We start from the raw sequence: 19926 nt of genomic DNA, 5'->3' as shown, positions 1-19926 counted from the left end.
CAATTTTCAGTAAGAAATAATATTAAGAAAACAATTAGTGAGTTTTAGAAATATTGTTTGATCAAAAATATGTTGCGAATATTGGAATTCTCACAAAAGTAAATTGACAATGAGAATCGTTATCAATATACTGTAATATATATTCTATTGCAAATGATAATCATTATCAATATATTTTCAAAGAAAGTAGGGAATGCCTTGAAACCAATTGCATATATCGGTATCGATATTCAATTTGCTAGGTTGTCAGATGAGGATCGCAGACGCGGTCTGACATTTTTATATTTATACGATTTACCATATGCAGATTTACGTGCTTACGCGGGTCTCATTATTACAAATCTAGTAGAGGAGCAGTTTTTGTTAGAGCATAAAGCTATGCTGGAGCAGTATTTAAAACAGGGTGGCGTAATTTTTTCGCTAACTGAGACATCATTACCTTGGTTAGTAGGTGTTTCTAATTGGAAACGTTCACCAATTCCATTGAAGGATCGAGAAATCGTTATAAAAGATCCTGCCCATCCATTATTTGCGGGAATTGATGCTTATGACATTAACTATCGCAAAGGTGTAAGAGGCTTTTTCTCGCGTGGATATTTTGAAAAAATTCCACTGCATGCAGAGATTCTTGTGACTGACCAAAGTGGAGCAGTCATTATTTATGTAGATCATGATTCAACAAATGGAACAATCTTTGCAGGTGCAGGAACAGATATATATCGTGTGTTCATTGACGAGGATAATACCTCTAGTCAATTAAGTGTGCAAATGCTTGCATGCATTCGTGCGGAATATGCACGCAATCAAGCGAAAGGAGCTCAAATACAATGATTGGCATTGTCACAAATGGATTACCATTTCAAAATCGCTTTTTTGCAGAGGAGGAATTTCATTATTTATATGATGATATTTTACATATTCGCGAGCTGCATCAGTATGATTTAGCAAATTACGATACGGTAATTTTATCTTGCCGTTTAGATATACCTCATTTAAAACGTTATCAGTCACAGCTTTTAGCGTTCATTGAATCAGGAAAGCGGCTAATTATTTTTGGTGAGATTTTGGATAATTGGTTTCCTACGATTGATTGGCAAGATTCTGAAGTGAATTTTAGCTGGTGGGTGCGAGATGGTGGAGACTTGCCAATGACAGAGCAAAATATGACACACCCATTGTTTAAATACGTAACACTCCGTGATTTAAAATGGCATTATCATGGCTCATTTTTACCGCCAGAAGGTGCGCAGTCTTTACTTGATATTCCTGAAGGTCGCTCACTATTTTATGTAGACAATGTAAGCTTTAACGGAGAATTAGTCGTAACAACACTGGACCCTATGTTTCATATAGGACTAGGTTTTATTGATCAATCAAAACCGTTTTTACACGGTATAGCAAAATGGCTCAGAGAGGAAGAAGGACAATGAAAAAATACGGATTTCTAGCAACTTTAGCATTAGCCGCTATGCTAGCAGCGTGTGGCGATAAAGATGAGGAGGCAGTAACCGAACAACCGTCAGCAACTTCTGACGTACAAACAACTGCTGAAGAAAAAGTTGTGACAGACCAACTAGGAAGAGAAGTGACAATACCCGGAAAAATTGAACGTGTAGTGACAGGAGGGATATTGCCATATTTCTCTACATGGTATGTAGCGACAAACTCTACAAAAGAGATAGTGGGTATGCACCCAAATTCGTATAATGCTGCGAAAAATTCTATTTTAGCAAAAATATCACCAGATGTGTTAAATGCGAAAACGTCATTTATTCAAAATGGTGAAGTAAATGTTGAGGAATTATTAAAGGTAAATCCTCAACTGTATGTTGAAACTGCAACAGACGAAGATTCTATTAATAAAATTACTGAAGCGGGCATTCCTGTTGTTGGGGTACAAACGATTGATGCAGCAGCTGCTGAACCATTAGCAACATTCAATAGCTGGCTAACGTTAACGAGTAAAATAACTGGAACAACGGATCGTGCTGACCGCTTTTTACAAGAGGGCAAAAAAGTGCAGTCTGAACTTGATGCCAAATTAAAAGATGTAGCAAATGAGGACAAGCCACGTGCATTAATTTTATTTATGCATAATGATAAATCTATTACGGTAGGTGGTAGCAACTTCTTCGGCAATCAATGGCTAAACGCAACAGGTGCGATAGATGTTGCTGAAAAGGATGTACAAGGTAGAAAAGAAGTAAATATGGAACAAATTTACGCTTGGAATCCTGATATTATTTACATTACAAACTTTACGGAAACACAGCCTGAAGATTTACTTGAAAATAAAGTTAATGGACAGGACTGGAGTCAGGTAAAGGCAGTGCAAGATGGAAAGGTTTATAAAATTCCATTAGGTATATATCGCTGGTTCCCACCAAGTGGCGATGCACCACTAATGCTAAAATGGATGGCTCAAAAAAATCATCCAGAGTTATTTACTTATAAAATTGAAGATGAAATTAAAACGTATTACAAAGACTTCTATGAATTTGACGTAACAGATGAGGAAATACATGATATATTAAACCCTTCTTCTGACGCGGCCAAATATTAAGGATTGATAGTTAGATGAAGAAATGGATTATTGCGTTGTTATGGTTGCTACCGATTATGGTAGCAATCATTTCACTCGGTGTTGGTCGTTTCGAAGTAGGTCTTGACCATATTATAAAAATATTAACATCGCAAGTGTTCCCAATCGAACAAACTTGGACAAAGATGGAAGAAACAGTTGTTTTGAATGTCCGTTTACCACGTATTTTGCTCGCTCTTCTAATTGGAGGAGGGTTAGCGATAGCGGGTGCAGGCTTCCAGGGCATGTTTGGCAACCCTTTAGTTTCGCCAGATATTTTAGGTGTTTCAGCAGGTGCAGGTTTTGGTGCATCATTAGGTATTTTATTATTTGGTCAAAATTTTTCGGCACAAATAATGGCTCTTCTTTTTGGTTTAGGCGCTATTGGCTTTACATTTTTAGTAGCAGGTGCAAAAAAGAATGCACCTATTTTTATGTTCGTATTGGCTGGTGTTGTAACGTCTGCACTTTTTAATGCTTTGATTTCCCTTATAAAATTTGTGGCAGATCCAGAGGAGAAGCTACCAGCAATTACATATTGGTTAATGGGGAGTCTCGGCACTGCAACCTATAAGGATTTATATATTGGTGGCCCATTAATTTTAATAGGTATTCTACTACTCTATTTACTGCGTTGGCGACTAAATATTTTAACTTTACCAGAGGATGAAGCAAAGTCAATGGGTATTCCAGTCGCGCGTTTAAAATGGTTCGTTATTTTTGGTGCAACGCTTATAACAGCGGCATCTGTAGCTGTGGCGGGAATTGTGGGCTGGGTTGGGTTAATCATTCCACATGTTGCACGCATGCTTGTCGGCAATAACAATCAATTTGTTCTACCAGTTTCTGTTGCAATCGGAAGTGTGTATTTATTAATTATCGATGATTTAGCACGCACATTAACAGCAACAGAAATCCCCTTGTCCATTTTAACAGCGATTATCGGTGCACCATTCTTTGCTTACTTATTACGTCGTTCAGGAGGTGGCTGGGGATGAAAATAGAAGTGGTCGATGGCAATTACTATTATGAGAAACGTCGCACAAAAATGCCTAACTTATATGCGAAAGATATTAATTTTACATTAGCATCTGGCGAAATAATGGCTATTCTTGGACCAAACGGAGCAGGAAAAACAACGATGTTAAAGTGTATTACAGGTCTTCTCGATTGGAAAAAAGGTAAGACGATGATTGATGGTAAACCTCTTGCAGCAATGGATCGTAAGGAACTGTGGAAGCGAGTAGGCTATGTGCCACAGGCGCATAAAATGGTATTTGGTTTTACAGTGGAGGAGCTTGTTGTAATGGGACGTGCGCCATATATTAGTACATTGGCTCAGCCTTCAGGCAAAGATATGGAAGCGGCTCATGTAGCACTAAATACAATTGGGATAATGCATCTTGCTAAAAAATCGTGTAATGAAATTAGTGGAGGAGAGCTACAGTTGGCTTTAATTGCCCGTACACTCGTGTCAAATCCTGAAGTTTTAATATTGGATGAACCAGAATCACATTTGGATATACAAAAGCAAATTGTTATATTGCAAACGATAAAGCGCTTATCCAAGGAGCGTGGTATTTCTTGCATCATTAATACGCACTATCCAAACCATGCCTTTTACCTTGCAGATCATGTGTTAATGACAGCGAAAGAAAAGGATGTTATATATGGCAATGTTCAAGAGATAATGACTGAGTCTCGGATGAAAGAATTTTTCGGTATAGAGCTGAAAAAAATAATTTACGAGGAAGAGGATTATTTTGTCGAAACGATGGTTCCTCGTGCACTAGGCCAGAATGTAATATGAGTGCCTGATACCTTTAATGTAAAAACACGGTCCCTACCATAGTGAGGAGACCGTGTTTTCATAGGTGATGGAATGAATTGCAATAGCGAAAAATCTGAGTAACTATAAGTTGAAAATTTTTCCTGGATTCATAATGTTATGTGGATCGAGTGCTGCCTTAATGCTCTTCATTACGAGTAACGAGGCACCATGCTCCATCGATTGATATTTCATTTTGCCAATACCTACACCATGTTCACCTGTACAAGTTCCTCCGCGAAGCAGCGCATATTGCACAATATGCTCATTAAAACGGTCAGCTTGTGCCCGTTCGTGTGCATCAGTGGGGTCCAACATTAACAATGCGTGAAAATTTCCATCTCCGACATGTCCGACAATTCCTCCCGCTAGACCGACGTTGTTTAACTGTTCGCGGGCATACAATATCGTTTCAGCCAATTTTGAAATCGGAACACAAACATCGGTTGACATAAGCTTTTTCCCTGGGTAAGCATGAATATATGCATAGGCCAATGAATGTCGTGCCTCCCATAGCTTATTGCGAGCTGCATTGTCTTGCTCAAACTCGACAGACGTACAGCCGAAGTCCTCAAAAATTTCTGTAGCAAATTCAATATCTGCTTGCATACCTGCATCATTACCGTGGAACTCTAAAAACAGTGTCGGTTTTTCATCATAAGAAGTTTCATTATAAATATTAGCTTGTGTAATAGAAGCTTCATCGACAAGCTCTACACGACCAATGGAAATACCAGCCTGTAACAATGCGGCAACTGCACTGACAGCATCACCAACTGTTTTAAATACCGCACGACCCGCAGTTACAAATTCCGGAATACCATAAACTTGCAAAGTCAGCTCTGTAAAACAACCTAGTGTACCTTCTGAACCAACAAATAAGCCATTCAAATGATAGCCTGAAGATGATTTAGCTGCTAAGCTCCCTGTATGAATAACAGTACCGTCTGCAAGTACAACTTCTAAATCACGCACTTGATCGCGCATAACACCATAACGAACCGCTGTGGTACCGCTAGCATTCGTTGCTGCCATTCCCCCAAGTGTCGCATCTGCTCCTGGATCTACCGTAAATTGAAGGCCATGTTTTTTTAATTCTTTATTTAATTGTGCACGAGTCACACCCGGTTGCACTTTAACTAGTAAATCTTCTGGGCGAATATCTAAAATTGTATTCATTTCAGAAAAATCGATAGAAATACCGTTGGCAATCGGAATAGCATTTCCTTCTAAACTTGAGCCAACGCCAAATGGTACGACTGGTATAAGATTTGCATGTGCGATTTTCATTATGGCACTAACGTCTCCTGTAGAATGTGGAAACACTACAATATCTGGCAAGTTCATAGCATGATGGGATTCATCTTTGCCATGTAGCTCTCGTACCGTATCGTTTGTTGACACCTGCTCATCCGATAATACCTCTCTAAGTTGATTTACTATTAGCTCTACTGCAACAGTCATTCCAATCCCTCCAAACTTTCTGATAAATCTAATTTATCATGCGGTTAGTGGAAATGGAATGTACTGTTTAGAAAAAATCAGTGTGCAAATACTTTTTCTAGCTTTTGTACGAATGCATCTTGTTCTTCTGTAGACGATTGTTGCCACCATTTTTCGAAAAATACACCTAGCCCAGGTAGTAAATGCTCCTCACCACGTGAAATGGCATCTTGGACTATATCCTTAAATTCTGCTGCTGATTGACCATGGACATTTGCCGTAATGGCATCTCTTATTTGAAAATTCATCTATTTCGCCTCCTTAGTCATAATTTGTCCACTGTAATTAGAAATATGTATAAAAATTAATGCAAAACATAGGATTTTTTTAAATTCTCTCGATTTTTCCTTTAAATTTAGACAGAAATTCATGCAAATTTTTAAAGATTTATTGTAAAAGGGTCATTCGACGTGCTTTCTATCGGAAGTTAAGCTAATAACACCTAGGAATAATGGACTGTGCACAAGTCGTTAGGAAAGTATCAGTGTCATTTGATAAACATACACAAATTCTTTCGCCAGAACAGCCATTTGAGGAAATTTTAGAATTGGTGCAACCGATGATTACCTTCATATTATTAAAGTGCCATATTTACAAAGACTTTGAGTATTATCGCCATATTGCAGCAATTGCTGTGTGGAAAGCTTACGAGAATGCTAATCCTTCGAAGGGAAAATTTTCTGCCTATATTTATACAACAGTGAAAGGTGAAATTTTGAAAGAACTTACGAAAGAAAGACGATTTCAGGACAATGTATCATTAATTTCTGATGACACCTTGAACTTTATAATTTGTCGTGAGGAACAAATAAATCGACTAGAAGATCACTTATTAGTAGAAAAAATAATGAGCCATTTAAAAGAGGAAGAAAGAATGATACTGCAACTTTATTACCTAGATGGTTATAGGTATGAAGAAATAGCTAAAGTACTACAGATATCTGTCGCTGCAGTCAAAAAAAGACGCACTAGACTAATGAACAAACTGCGTAGTCACCTTTGTCAATAAACTAAATTACTACTAAAAGATAGTAAAAGTATGCTAATATCAAAATAAAATGAATATTAGCATACTTTACTAATTGCATACAAAGTCCAGTTAAAATGCTATGATTTGTAAGAAGTCTAAGAAATATACAATTTTAAGGCCTTCGAAAATAATATGTAGGTATAGCTACCTATCTATTTTGATTGTGTATATATTGATATGGAGGGTTAGTATTGGAAAACGCGCGTAATCATTTAATTATAGATAAAAGGGAGCTATGGTATAGTGCGATACCGCTGCTTCTATTGATACCTCTATTAGCTTTTAATGATCAGCTTATTACTATTTTTATAGAAGGAAGTGTCGTCGATTATTTAAGATTGATTATGAAAATACTAATTGTTGTTTTCACTATGACAATCGCCATTCATTCATGGCTAGTATTTTCGCATTTATTAATTAATCATACATTATACATAGGCAGTATTTTTTTCCTTATCGCTTTGCTAGAGATCTCTAATATTGTCATTTCAGTCCCGCAAAGTTTAGATACTGTATTAATAGGTGTCTGGATACAGATTCTTATGCGGATTGCTTTAGTAATAGGGATTCTACTTATTATTGTAAAGCCTAGAATAAAGTTAACATTGGCTCACCGAAGGATAGCGTATGGAGTCGCCCTTTTTACTGTTACGCTTATGCTTTTTATTTTATATAAGGCACAGCCATTGCTTGAAAACAGTCATCCAATCATACCACAGACAGTCCAAGTATTGACGGGGATGATACAAGGTGTTTCTATCTATTTTTTAAGCAAGCATTATAAGAGTGCGCCGAAACAGGTGTTATGGCTCATTAGTGGGTCAGTATACTTAATTTTAAGCGATTTTTTGTTTGTTTTTAGCAAAGACTACAGTGCCATTTGGATGTTTACGGCTTTACTTTACCAGTTTTTTGCTTATTACGTTTTCTTAAAGGCGATTTACTATACTTCTGTGGAAAAACCTTATCTACAGCTATTGAAAATTAAGCAAGACCTAGAACAATCGCAACAGGAGCTAACTTTTCAAGCTTATCATGATGATATTACACAACTTCCAAATGAGCGTCTTCTGTTGAAAACATTAAAGGAGGAGTTGCATAAGGATGGTAAATGTAAGGCAGTTATTTCTATTGAAATAGACCGTATTGCAACCATTAGCGATTCCTTAGGTATTAGCAATTCCAATAAAATGATGAAACTTGTAGCGGAAAGGATTCAAGCAATGCTACCTCCGCATTATTTTGCAACAAAGTTACGAGAAAGCCAATTTGTTATTTATGTTAATCATGTCCAAACACATGAAGAACTAATACAGTTTTGTCTGAACTTAAAAAGTGCAATGGATAAGCCTCTACAAGTACAGCTTTTCTCATTAAAAGGTAATGTTAATATTGGCATTGCATTCAATGAAAAAAATTGTTCTGCTGAAGAATTATTGATGCATGCACAGCTGGCAATGCGTGAAGCGAGCCAAATACCACAACGTTTCCTTTTTTATAAAGAGCATATGTCAACAGGCGTAACAGATCGCATATTACTAGAGCAGGAATTACATAGAGCACTTGAGCAACAGGAATTTTATTTGGATTACCAGCCTCAGATTAATTTGAAAACAGGGAAAATCGAATCGGTGGAGGCGCTTGTGCGTTGGCGACATCCAGTTCGTGGCTTTGTTCCACCAGATAAGTTTATTGAGATTGCTGAGGAGTCTGGTCTAATTATTCCTCTTGGTAAATGGATATTAGAAACAGCATGCTTGCAAGCGAAGGCGTGGGAGGCACAAGGTCTACCTAAAATGAAGGTTGCTGTTAATTTATCGCTCGGGCAATTATTTCAGCAAGATTTGGTCCAAATGGTGAAGGAGATTTTACAGCGAAGTAAGCTGGAACCAAACTATCTTCAGTTGGAAATAACCGAAAGTATGACAATGAATATTGATCAAATGACACAATTATTACATGAATTAAAGGCACTAGGAATTCAAATAGCAGTCGATGATTTTGGGACAGGCTACTCGTCCTTGTCATATTTAAAAGAATTTCCAATTGATTGTTTAAAAATCGACCGCGCTTTTGTACATAATATTCAGCATGATGCTAATGATGAAGCGCTTGTTTCGATGATTTTGTCTATGGCTAAGCATTTACGTCTAAAGGTTGTGGCTGAGGGGATAGAAGAAGTTGCTCAGTTGGCATTCCTTATTGCGGGCGATTGCGATTATATACAAGGTTATTTATTTAGTAAACCTATTACTGCCGAGCAGCTGACTGCGACGTTTAAAGATTTACATGTTCATGCTGACCAGATTTTAGAGCAGTTTAAATACGGTGAAGAATATCACATTTAATGCACAGAGTGTAGGGAAATAAAAGACAAAATCCGCTTTGACTTAAGTTGGGACAGCAAATTTGGAAGTGATATGCTGACCGACAAAAGTACAATGCGGATTTTTTAGGTTGGGGTGTTATTTAATGAACGAGGTATTCTTCTTTTAGCTCGGAAATCGTGACTTCAGAGCGTTCTTCTAGTGAGCGTCGTAAATGAACGGTTGCTGTTTTGCCATCATCATGTAACTTATCAATCCATACAGATACGCCATTATAACTCACTTCATATTCCTTTGGAGAGGCAACAATTTCTTGTGCGCGTAAATAATCCAATCGAAGACCCTCCTTATTTTTTTTGCTTGTTTTTCGTTACGGAATTAATAAGCTCCGTAAATTCTTGAGAAAATTCTTCTTTTACTTTGTTTGGTGCAATTTTTTGGTTTTTTGGCGTCTGCGGTAATGAACCTTTGTTATTGCTTTGCCCTTGCTTATTATCTCTTCCCATGTTTGGATGCTCCTTTCGCTTTAATATTTCTTAATATGGCTTCGAATTGATATTTTTATCAAGGGAAAAACTAGGGAAACATAAGAATAACATGTAGCAAAGCAAAAAAATTTAGTGTATATGCTTGCTTATGAAAGGTTGAGTTTAGGTAAATGATAAGAGCAATATTTATTTTTTTATTGAAAAATTATTATCTAATAGTGCCCAGTTTTGAGGGAAAGGAAAACCTAAAGCCCAATAGCTAATACCACGGAGATTATATTCCTTTGTTAGGTCGAACTTAGCTTGTGCGCTTCTTGCATCTTCAAACCAAACTTCATGATTTCCTCCTTGCTTGTCAACATAGCGAAAATAAGGGGATTGTGCCGTTCTATCATATTGGATAGTTGCTCCATACTGTTGCGCTCTTGCAACCGCTTCTTGAGGGCTAAAAGTTTCTGCTTCTTGACCTTTCACATGTGGAACAAGCCAATCGCGTGCATAAATTTGGAAGCCTAAAAATATTTTATTAGCAGGCATTACTGTTAGAGCATATTCTACAACTTTCCTCATTTCATTAATTGGAGAGATAGCCTGCGGAGGTCCAAGTCGATAGCCCCATTCATAAGTCATCAGCACGACAAAATCCGCAATTCTTCCATGTGCCTCATAATCATATGCTTCATAAGTTGACCCTGCTGGAGATGGACTGGTTTTTGGAGCAAGTGCAGTTGATACTAAGAAGCCTTTCGGGTGAAGGCGATCAACCGCTAATTGAAGGAATTGGTTATAGTTTTCTCGATCTGCGGGTAGGACATTTTCGAAGTCTACATTTAGTACTTTATAGCCTTTATCTTCCATGACTTTTAATATATTATCGATGACTTTTTCTGATAATTGTTGATTCGACAATATCACATGGGTTAAGTTGGATCCTGTTTCTGTAGAAGTAAAGTTCGTAACGGTTAACATTGGAATAATATTTTGAGTATTAGCAGCATCAATCATTGCTTTATCGTTCAAAGGTTCTAATGTTCCGTCTGCGTTCATCAAATAAGCAAACGGACTAAAATAAGTAAGAAGATAGCCCACTTCATTTAGTGACTGAACAGCTTCATCAGGTGTTTGATACGTATAGGCATTTACTTCAACAATAGGTTTCGGTCTTGGAATAACTAAGTGCGAACCAATATAAATCATATTGGGGTTTGTAATATCGTTTTCCTCTATAATGGCTTGAACCGTTGTACTATAGCTCCTAGCAATTTGTGATAATGTCTCGCCAGCTTCCACAATATGAATTATTGGAGGAATGATTAGTTTTGTTCCTGGTGTTACAACATCGGGATTTGTAAGATGATTTACTTGGATAATGGATTGTAGTGGCACGTTATATTGTCGAGCAATGGACGACAATGTTTCGCCTTTTTTAACGGTATGCATTGTAAAAGAAGAAGGTATAACGAGTGATTGTCCAATCACTAATTGGTCTGGGTCAGATAAAGCATTTAATTGAATGATAGCACTCATCGGTGCAGCATAGCGGTTCGCAATATGCCAAAGAGTTTCACCAGCGCTTACCACATGTATTAACATTCGGACTCCTCCTAAATAAGTTTTGTTAATGCATCATATGTAACCAAATATCAACCTAATGATGAAATATTGTGTAATTTTTAATTGTTTAATCAATTCAATACTCATATTTTTTTCTTATTAGTTATACATAGTATAGTACGTGTGAATTGTATCATTTGAGAAAGGAGCTGGACGTTGAAGAAGGTAAAGCTCACAGGAAGAATTGTTAGCCCAGGTGATCCAGATTATGACGAAGCGAGAACAAATAATAATTTAAGTCTGCCGAAATTCCCGAGTAAGATTGTTTTCTGTCAAAGAACAAAAGATGTAATCAATGCTTTAAGGTGGGTTAGGGAAAATAATGAAGAATTTCGAATAAGGAGCGGGCGTCATAATTATGAAAATTATTCCTTAGTCAATAACGGTCTAATTATAGATGTGAGTGAAATGAACAACATTACAGTTAATTTGGAAGATGGAACTGCTCGAATTGAGGCTGGTGCTAATTTGGGGAAGGTATACCGTACATTATGGGAACATGGTATGACAATCCCAGCCGGAACCGAAAGCAGTGTAGGAATTGTTGGCTTGACACTAGGTGGTGGTATTGGCATGCTATCACGTCCTTTCGGGCTTACTTGCGATCAATTGATTGAAATTGAAATGGTCAGAGCGAGTGAACATCTAGGAGCAGAGTTGATCCAAGCAAACCGACAGGCGAATAGTGATTTATTTTGGGCTAGTTGTGGCGGCGGTGGGGGCAATTTCGGTATTGTTACTGCCCTTACGTTTAAGCTTCAACCAATTTCAGACGTTACTCTATTCGCCATCGTCTGGGAGTGGGATGATTTTGAGATTGCTTTTGATGCTTGGCAAAAATGGGCGCCATTTACGGATGAACGCATAACTTCACAAATAGAACTAAAATCACAGGAAGTGGGCGAAATTGTGGTGCAAGGTTTATTTGTTGGTGCGGCTTCTGAATTAAAAAAGCTTTTACGGCCTTTAAGGAAAAGTGGTTCACCTACAGAAGTGTGGATAAAAGAAGTACCGTACATAAAAGCGGTACGATTTTTTGATGTTGCAAGTGGCAATCAACCAGCATTCCGCAAAAGATCAGGTTCCTTTATTGAAAAGCCTTTTCCGCATGTGGCAATTTCGAAAATGAAACAATTTTTAGCAGATGCCCCTAATAGAAATGCTAGTATATGGCAACAGTCGCTAAGAGGTGCAGTAGGTCAGATTGCCTCAAGCAGAACTGCCTATTATTATAGAAATGCGCTGATTGCCCAAGAATATATCACTTCATGGGAAAATCATGAAGATGAAAAGGAAAATGTGCAGTGGGTTGAGGATATTAGAAGGACATTATCTCCTTTTACAATGGGGGATTATGTGAATTTTCCAGATCAATCTATTCAGGATTGGCCTACCGCCTATTATGGACGTAATTTTAGACGATTAAGAGAAGTGAAAACTAAATACGATCCTTATAATGTTTTTACATTCCCTCAAAGTATTCCAACGATTAAAAAGTGGATGTAAAGCTAGAACAAGTTTTTTAGAATATCGTTAGATTGAAAGTAGAGTGCATAGAAACTTAGCATTCTACTTTTTTATTCGGTTTACTATTATTATTTCCTTGATAATTATTGAAAGCACAGTCAAAATGGAGATATTACATATATTTCTAGAAGGGGTAAATGCAATGATGGATGTTGTTGAACGCAATAATGTGAAAATAATTGGAAAAGGGAAGAAACCGATACTTTTTGCGCATGGATTTGGTTGTGATCAAAATATGTGGCGCTATATTACACCAGCTTTTGAGGAGCAATATCAAATTATTTTGTTTGATTATGTTGGTTCAGGTAATTCAGATCTAAACGCCTATCAATCCGAAAAATATCAGTCTCTTCAAGGGTACAAACAGGATGTCTTAGACATCATTGAGACTCTTGGACTGCAACAAGTCATTTTTATTGGTCATTCTATTAGTTCAATGATTGGTTTGCTTGCATCCATTGAACGCCCTGATTATTTTGAAAAACTAATTATGATTGGACCTTCGCCAAGGTATTTAAATGATGGGAATGGCTATGTTGGTGGATTTGAGCTGAGTGATATTACAGAAATATTAGACATGATGGAAATGAATTTTTCAGGCTGGGCTAGCTTTTTAGCCCCGATTGCCATGAATAATCCTGATTCTCCAAAACTAACAAAAGAGCTTGAACAGACTTTTAAATCTGCTAATCCAGTTATTGCAAGGGAGTTTGCCGAAGTAACGTTCTTATCAGATCATCGAGGCGACTTAATAAAGGCTAGTGTTCCTATTTTAATTATGCAATGTTCGGATGACAGTATAGTTCCAATTGAGGTGGGTGAATATTTGCACAACCATTTAAAAGCAAGTACGTTTCGATTAATGGCTGCAAAGGGTCATTATCCTCATATTAGCCATCCAGAGGAAACGATTCAGTTAATTACACAATTTCTGTAATGGAATATGAAAGGATTATGAATAATTCATGGATAAACGATTGAACTATGCACCTTGTGGATTTATTGCCATTACACATGATGGAGTGATGATAGAGGTGAATCAGACCTTTCAGGAATGGATGGGTTATGAACGGGTGGATTTATTACACCAGCATATTGAATTGCTAATGTCCAAGCCGAATAAGATGATTTTTCACTCTTATTTTTACCCAACTATAAATCTCAACAATCATGTAGAAGAACTGTTTATCAGTTTAAAACATCGCAATGGTACAGCCGTCCCTTTTCTATTGAATGGCAGGAAGTATTTGGTGGGAGAGACTGAATGTATTGATTGTATTTTAGTACCGATGAAAAAGCGCATAGATTATGAGTTAGAATTACGCGCAGCCAAAAAGCAACTAGAGGCTGCTTATTTAGAAAAGGAACAGGCTTTAGCTAAATTAGAGCAACTCCATTTGGAAATTGAGCAAAAACAAGATGAACTACTAAACATTAACGCCACGTTAGTAGAACTTTCCGTAACTGATAAGCTAACAGGATTGAAAAACCGAAGATTCTTTCAAGAGCAGCTTGAGGAGCAGCTAGCTATATTCCACGAAACAGCCAAACTATTCTCTCTTTTAATTTTAGATATCGATCATTTTAAAAAGGTAAATGACACATTCGGACACCAAGTAGGTGATGAAGTCCTTGCCCAATTGGCACAAATTTTAAATGCCCAAGCTCGTCAAGGTGATGTAGTTGCTCGTTTTGGTGGTGAGGAATTTGTCATCATTTTACCTGAAACAGATGCGAATGCATCGTGGACTATTGCCGAGCAATTACGTCAAGCTGTTGAACAGGCACATTGGCAAACTGGAAGAATCACGATAAGTATCGGTAGTGCGACAGTAACTGAGGAGGATACCGATTTGACGATTTTGAAAAAGGCTGATCAGGCTTTGTATGTTTCGAAGGAGAATGGAAGAAATAGAGTAAGCACTTTTGAGTGCCAGACACCCAAACAATTCTGACAATTGGCTACATTTTGCTGGACTATGTAATTTGTTGTTTTCTACTGTATAATAATGAACAGTAAATAGGAAAAAGGCGGTACGAAAGACGATGAAGAGAATAGAATCTACGCAAAATGCGTTAGTTAAATATTGGAAAAAATTAGCAACTACTCGAAAAGAGCGTGAGCGTTCAGGTGAGTTTTTAGTTGAAGGCTTCCATTTAGTAGAGGAAGCGTTGAAAAATAACGGTCAAGTGTTACAGCTAATTGTGCGTGAGGGTGTTGATTTACCAATGCTATGGCCAATTGATGATGTGGCAATGGTAGAAGTGACAGTAGCTGTAGCAAAGGAATTTGCTGAGACTGAGACATCACAAGGAGTCTTTGCAGTTTGTAAGCAGATGACGGTAGAGCAAGATGTAATGGTTTCTTGGCGTAAGGTACTTCTAATCGATGCTGTACAAGATCCAGGCAACATTGGAACAATGATTCGAACAGCAGATGCAGCTGGTTTGGATGCGATTATACTTGGCAAGGGCTGTGCGGATCTTTATAACCCGAAAACACTTCGTTCTGCACAAGGATCACATTTTCATATTCCAGTGATTCGTGGGGAATTAGAGGATTGGATTGATATGCTTCAAGAAAATGGTGTGCCTGTATTTGGAACAGCACTTGATGAGGATGCTGTCGTTTATAATGATATTCAGCATACGGGTGCTTTCGCTATTATGATGGGGAATGAAGGCAGTGGCATTAATCCGCAGTTATTAGCAATGACGGATCAAAATATCATTATTCCTATTTTTGGACAAGCAGAATCATTAAATGTCGCAGTTGCAACAGGTATTGTTTTATATGGATTTGTAAAATAGGTATTGACCTCACATATTAGACTAGTCAATATCGCCGATAAAACGTTGGCAATCGCCGTAAAAACGTTGGCAATCGCCGTAAAAATTACGGCAATTGCTCACAAAACAGCAGCAATCGCCGATAAAACAAATCATATTGCAACAAGGAACAGATGCCCCTTGCTTTGAAGCGTCGTAATAATGTATAATCACATTTAAAATGTAATTAAGTATATTGAAATGCTTTGACCGGGAAGTAGTAAAGATTGTGAATGGACGACAGGGAGCGTAGGCCGGAGATTGAGAGCCAGCGCCGAACCAATACAATTTTGAATTCAGTCCGCGAGCAGCTACCGGGACCAGCAAGTGAAAATAGCTGTAAAGGTATGCCGGCTTCAATCGAGTCGTTATGTCAATGAAGTGATTGTGCGGAGTTAATCGTGCAATAACTAGGGTGGTACCGCGAATATGTCCTCGTCCCTTTTTTGGGGGCGAGGTTTTTTTGTGCCATTTGTGCAAGCGGGCACTTATATGAACAAGGAGGTTTTACACATGGAAGAGCAATTAAAGCAATTGGAGCAAGAAGCGCTAGCGAAAATTGAAGCAGCAGCAAATTTAAAAGAATTAAATGATGTGCGTGTCGCTTACTTAGGGAAAAAGGGGCCAATCACGGATTTATTAAAAGGCATGGGAAAACTATCGGCTGAGGAACGTCCAAAAATGGGTGCTTTAGTTAACACAGTTCGTGAAAATGTCACAGCGGTGCTAGAAACAAAAGTAACTGTTTTAGAAGAAGCAGCTATTGCTGAAAAATTAGCAAGTGAGTCGATTGATGTTACATTACCTGGTCGTGACATTAAAGTAGGTAACCGTCACCCATTAACACGTGTTATCGAAGAAATTGAAGATTTATTTATTGGTATGGGTTACGAAATTGCTGAAGGCCCAGAAGTAGAAAAGGATTACTATAACTTTGAAGCTTTAAACTTACCAAAAGGTCACCCTGCTCGTGATATGCAGGACTCGTTCTATATTTCCGAGGAAATATTATTACGTACACATACGTCACCTGTACAGGCGCGCACAATGGAAGCAAAAAAAGGCGAATCCATTCGTATAATTTGTCCAGGGAAGGTATTCCGTCGTGATAATGATGACGCAACACACTCTCACCAATTCATGCAAATTGAAGGTTTAGTAATTGGCGAAAATATTCGTATGAGCGACCTTAAAGGGACGTTAGATACGTTAGCGAAAAAAATGTTCGGAGCTGATCGTGAAATTCGTTTACGCCCAAGCTTCTTCCCATTCACAGAGCCTTCTGTAGAGATGGACATTTCTTGCTTCAAATGCGGTGGCTCAGGCTGTAACGTATGTAAAGGCACAGGTTGGATTGAAATTTTAGGTGCCGGTATGGTACACCCGAATGTGCTTGAAATGGCTAGTTATGATCCGAAGAAAGTTTCTGGTTTCGCATTTGGTATTGGTGCAGAACGTATTGCTATGTTGAAATATGGTGTCGATGATATTCGTCATTTCTATACAAGTGATACACGTTTCTTATCACAATTCGAGCGAACAGAGGCGTAAGGGGGACTATAAATGTTAGTATCATTAGAATGGTTAAAAGATTATGTAAGTACACAGGACTTAGCGCCTGAAGATTTAGCAGAAAAAATTACACGCTCTGGCATAGAAGTTGACGCAGTTATTGACCGTGCTAGCGGTATGGATAAAGTCGTTGTCGGCTATGTTGTGTCAAAAGAGAAGCACCCTGAAGCCGATAAATTAAACATTTGCCAAGTAGATGTTGGGGAAGCCGAGCCACAACAAATTATTTGTGGAGCGCCAAACGTAGATGCAGGACAAAAAGTAATCGTTGCACGTCCTGGTGCACATTTACCAGGTGGCATTAAAATTAAAAAAGCAAAACTTCGTGGACACGAGTCAAACGGCATGATTTGTTCATTACAAGAGCTTGGTATTGAAGGTAAGTTAGTACCGAAAGCTTACGCTGAGGGCATTTATGTGTTACCAGCGGATGCAGAGGTTGGCTCTGATGCACTAGCGCTTTTAGGTCTTCGTGATATAGTGCTTGAGCTTGGCTTAACACCAAACCGCTCCGATGCGCTTTCGATGTTAGGGGTAGCTTATGAGGTTGGGGCAATACTTTCAGAAGAAATAAAGTACCCAGAAATCGCTTATCATACATCTTCTGAAAAAGCAGAGGACTTATTAAAGCTTCGAGTAGAAGATTTACAAGCAAATCCAATGTACGTAGCGAAAGTTGTGAAAAACGTTAAAATTGCAGAATCACCAATGTGGTTACAACACCGCTTAATGGCAGCTGGAGTACGTCCACACAACAATGTAGTCGATGTAACAAACTATATTTTAATGGAATATGGTCAACCACTTCATGCATTTGACTATGATAGCTTAGCAACAGGTGAAATTGTTGTTCGTAAAGCAACAGAAGGTGAAAAAATCACGACTTTAGATGACCAAGAACGTACATTAAAGGCGACTGATTTAGTCATTACGAATGGCAACGAGCCAGTAGCGATTGCAGGTGTAATGGGTGGGGCAAATTCTGAGGTAACAGAATCTACAACTACTGTTGTTATTGAATCTGCCTATTTCGATGGCTTAACAGTGCGCCAAACTTCACGTAATCTAGGTCTTCGCTCGGATGCATCAGCTCGTTTTGAAAAAGGCGTCGATCCAAACCGAGTGCTTCCAGCAGCTGAACGTGCAGCAGCATTACTTGCTGAGTTAGCTGGCGGTGAAGTATTAGAGGGTACTTGTATCGTAGATGAATTAGATAAAACACCAGCACGTGTTGTTGTCTCTCCAGACTTTATTAACGAACGTCTTGGAATGAAAATCTCATTAGAAGATATGCTTTCTATTTTAGAGCGTTTGAAATTTGGGGTAGAAGCGGCGAATGGCTTATTAATTATCGATGCACCAACACGTCGTCAAGATATTAAAATTGAAGAAGATATCGTTGAAGAAATTGCACGTTTATATGGTTACGATGAAATTCCAATGACTTTACCAGAAGGTGCTAACCAAGTTGGGACATTGACAGCTTACCAAGCAAATCGTCGTGTAGTGCGCAGCTTTATGGAAGGTGCAGGACTTTATCAAGCTGTCACTTATTCTTTAACATCTGCAGCACTATCACAACGCTTTGCACTAAAAGCAGAGCAGGTAACGCGTCTATTAATGCCGATGAGTGAAGACCGTTCAACACTACGTCAAAGCTTAATTCCACATTTAATTGAAGCAGCAGCATATAACGTTGCGCGTAAAGCAGATAGCGTAGCATTATACGAAGTTGGTTCTGTCTTCCTTGGTCAAACAGAAGAGGGGCTACCGTTTGAAGAAGAGCATGTTGCAGCTGTTCTAACAGGTAAATGGTTAGATCATGCTTGGCAAGGCGAGAAAAAGGAAGTAGACTTCTTCGTATTAAAAGGTATTATTGAGGGCGTAATCGGTAAGCTTGGTTTAGCAAATCGCATTACATTTGTTAAAACAGAAGTAGCTGGCTTACATCCTGGACGTACAGCTAGCATTTTATTAGATGGAGAACAAGTTGGTATTATCGGCGGCTTACATCCTGCAGAACAAAAAACATGGGGTGTAAAAGATACGTATGTAATGGAAATGAATTTAGTAGCATTACTTCATGCAAATGCAAGTGAAGCACCACTTGGTTATAAACCAGTTCCTCGTTTCCCAGCCATGTCTCGAGATATCGCACTTGTTATGGACCGTGAAACAGCAGCGGGTGAAGTAATTACCGCTATTCGTTCAGCAGGCGTGAAGCTGTTGAAGGATATTCGCGTGTTCGATGTCTACGAAGGTGAAAAAATGGAGGCAGGTAAAAAATCTGTTGCCTTCTCATTAACATACTTTGATCCAGAACGAACATTAACAGATGATGAGGTTGTTGCAGCACATAACAAAGTGTTAAAAGCAATCTCCACAATTGAAGGAACAGAAGTACGTTAATTTATACTAATTTAACAGGCTGTCTCTAAATTAGAGACAGCTCAGATGTCGACAAAAGGCACCAAGAAGTTCTTGGTGCCTTTTGTCTTTTTTATTACCTATTAAGTTGATTGGAGCGAAGGGCTGGCGACTCCTGCGGGAACAGCACAAAACGTAAGACGCAACAGTCCGCGCGTAAGCGAGGGTTGCGGCTTACGGTGTGCCCGCGGAAAGCGTCC

The 19926-nt window shown here is 38.4% G+C and carries 18 protein-coding genes; 13 read left to right on the top strand and 5 right to left on the bottom strand.

Annotation, left to right across the window (positions count from 1 at the left end; translation table 11 throughout):
* Positions 1 to 198 precede the first annotated feature (198 nt).
* From ACIP9C_RS04735 to ACIP9C_RS04715, 5 genes are read left to right on the top strand one after another with little or no spacing between them, the layout of a single operon-like run.
* Entirely contained in the window at positions 199 to 831 is a 633-nt protein-coding gene (locus ACIP9C_RS04735; protein ID WP_401009007.1) for a hypothetical protein, read from the top strand.
* The gene (locus ACIP9C_RS04730) at positions 828 to 1430 is read left to right on the top strand and encodes a hypothetical protein (protein ID WP_401009006.1); all 603 of its coding nucleotides are present in this window, start codon (positions 828 to 830) and stop codon (positions 1428 to 1430) included. Before ACIP9C_RS04735 ends, ACIP9C_RS04730 begins: the two co-directional genes overlap by 4 nt.
* Positions 1427 to 2563, top strand: coding sequence for an ABC transporter substrate-binding protein (locus tag ACIP9C_RS04725; RefSeq protein ID WP_401009005.1), 1137 nt, complete (start codon positions 1427 to 1429; stop codon positions 2561 to 2563). Before ACIP9C_RS04730 ends, ACIP9C_RS04725 begins: the two co-directional genes overlap by 4 nt.
* A 14-nt stretch (positions 2564 to 2577) precedes the next feature.
* On the top strand, positions 2578 to 3579 hold the full coding sequence (locus ACIP9C_RS04720; protein WP_401009004.1) for a FecCD family ABC transporter permease: 1002 nt from the start codon (positions 2578 to 2580) through the stop codon (positions 3577 to 3579).
* On the top strand, positions 3576 to 4391 hold the full coding sequence (locus ACIP9C_RS04715; RefSeq protein ID WP_401009003.1) for an ABC transporter ATP-binding protein: 816 nt from the start codon (positions 3576 to 3578) through the stop codon (positions 4389 to 4391). The genes ACIP9C_RS04720 and ACIP9C_RS04715 overlap by 4 nt, the downstream gene beginning before the upstream one ends.
* Positions 4392 to 4493: 102 nt before the next feature.
* On the opposite strand, the gene ACIP9C_RS04710 is transcribed toward ACIP9C_RS04715, so the two are convergent.
* Both ACIP9C_RS04710 and sspI read right to left on the bottom strand, forming a co-directional pair.
* The gene (locus tag ACIP9C_RS04710; RefSeq protein ID WP_401009002.1) at positions 4494 to 5873 is read right to left on the bottom strand and encodes an FAD-binding oxidoreductase; all 1380 of its coding nucleotides are present in this window, start codon (positions 5871 to 5873) and stop codon (positions 4494 to 4496) included.
* 77 nt (positions 5874 to 5950) lie between these two features.
* Positions 5951 to 6160: a small acid-soluble spore protein SspI gene (sspI, locus tag ACIP9C_RS04705; RefSeq protein WP_401009001.1), complete on the bottom strand. Its 210-nt coding sequence runs from the start codon at positions 6158 to 6160 to the stop codon at positions 5951 to 5953.
* A gap of 236 nt (positions 6161 to 6396) precedes the next feature.
* On the opposite strand from sspI, the gene ACIP9C_RS04700 reads away from it, so the two are divergent.
* A complete protein-coding gene (locus ACIP9C_RS04700; RefSeq protein WP_401009000.1) occupies positions 6397 to 6921 on the top strand; it encodes a sigma-70 family RNA polymerase sigma factor in 525 nt (174 codons plus the stop codon).
* Positions 6922 to 7133: 212 nt separating this feature from the next.
* Positions 7134 to 9290 (top strand): bifunctional diguanylate cyclase/phosphodiesterase, encoded by a 2157-nt coding sequence (locus ACIP9C_RS04695; protein WP_401008999.1) that lies wholly within the window; start codon positions 7134 to 7136, stop codon positions 9288 to 9290.
* Positions 9291 to 9411: 121 nt separating this feature from the next.
* On the opposite strand, the gene ACIP9C_RS04690 is transcribed toward ACIP9C_RS04695, so the two are convergent.
* From ACIP9C_RS04690 to ACIP9C_RS04680, 3 genes are all read right to left on the bottom strand, one after another.
* The gene (locus tag ACIP9C_RS04690) at positions 9412 to 9603 is read right to left on the bottom strand and encodes a small, acid-soluble spore protein, H family (RefSeq protein WP_401008998.1); all 192 of its coding nucleotides are present in this window, start codon (positions 9601 to 9603) and stop codon (positions 9412 to 9414) included.
* A 13-nt stretch (positions 9604 to 9616) separates the two neighbouring features.
* Positions 9617 to 9775: a YfhD family protein gene (locus tag ACIP9C_RS04685; protein WP_172772364.1), complete on the bottom strand. Its 159-nt coding sequence runs from the start codon at positions 9773 to 9775 to the stop codon at positions 9617 to 9619.
* Between the two features lie 168 nt (positions 9776 to 9943).
* Positions 9944 to 11350 carry a LysM peptidoglycan-binding domain-containing protein gene (locus tag ACIP9C_RS04680; protein WP_401008997.1) on the bottom strand — a complete coding sequence of 469 codons (1407 nt, stop codon included), beginning with the start codon at positions 11348 to 11350 and terminating at the stop codon, positions 9944 to 9946.
* Positions 11351 to 11527: 177 nt separating this feature from the next.
* Between ACIP9C_RS04680 and ACIP9C_RS04675 the strand changes: the two genes are divergently transcribed.
* The 6 genes from ACIP9C_RS04675 (at position 11528) to pheT (ending at position 19708) form a co-directional block, all read left to right on the top strand.
* Entirely contained in the window at positions 11528 to 12877 is a 1350-nt protein-coding gene (locus ACIP9C_RS04675) for an FAD-binding oxidoreductase (RefSeq protein ID WP_401008996.1), read from the top strand.
* 163 nt (positions 12878 to 13040) lie between these two features.
* Entirely contained in the window at positions 13041 to 13835 is a 795-nt protein-coding gene (locus ACIP9C_RS04670) for an alpha/beta fold hydrolase (protein WP_401008995.1), read from the top strand.
* 28 nt (positions 13836 to 13863) lie between these two features.
* Complete coding sequence (locus ACIP9C_RS04665) at positions 13864 to 14853, top strand: sensor domain-containing diguanylate cyclase (protein WP_401008994.1); 990 nt, start codon at positions 13864 to 13866, stop codon at positions 14851 to 14853.
* A 91-nt stretch (positions 14854 to 14944) separates the two neighbouring features.
* Positions 14945 to 15709, top strand: a complete 765-nt coding sequence (locus ACIP9C_RS04660) for a TrmH family RNA methyltransferase (RefSeq protein ID WP_401008993.1) — start codon at positions 14945 to 14947, stop codon at positions 15707 to 15709.
* A gap of 531 nt (positions 15710 to 16240) precedes the next feature.
* Entirely contained in the window at positions 16241 to 17278 is a 1038-nt protein-coding gene (gene pheS, locus ACIP9C_RS04655; RefSeq protein WP_401008992.1) for a phenylalanine--tRNA ligase subunit alpha, read from the top strand.
* A gap of 12 nt (positions 17279 to 17290) precedes the next feature.
* Complete coding sequence (gene pheT, locus ACIP9C_RS04650) at positions 17291 to 19708, top strand: phenylalanine--tRNA ligase subunit beta (protein ID WP_401008991.1); 2418 nt, start codon at positions 17291 to 17293, stop codon at positions 19706 to 19708.
* Positions 19709 to 19926: the final 218 nt, after the last annotated feature.

The sequence above is a fragment of the Lysinibacillus sp. NPDC093210 genome (assembly GCF_044753985.1).
GTDB lineage: Bacteria > Bacillota > Bacilli > Bacillales_A > Planococcaceae > Lysinibacillus.
The sequence above is the reverse complement of the archived record's forward strand: the minus strand, read 5'-3'. Positions and strand labels throughout refer to the sequence as shown.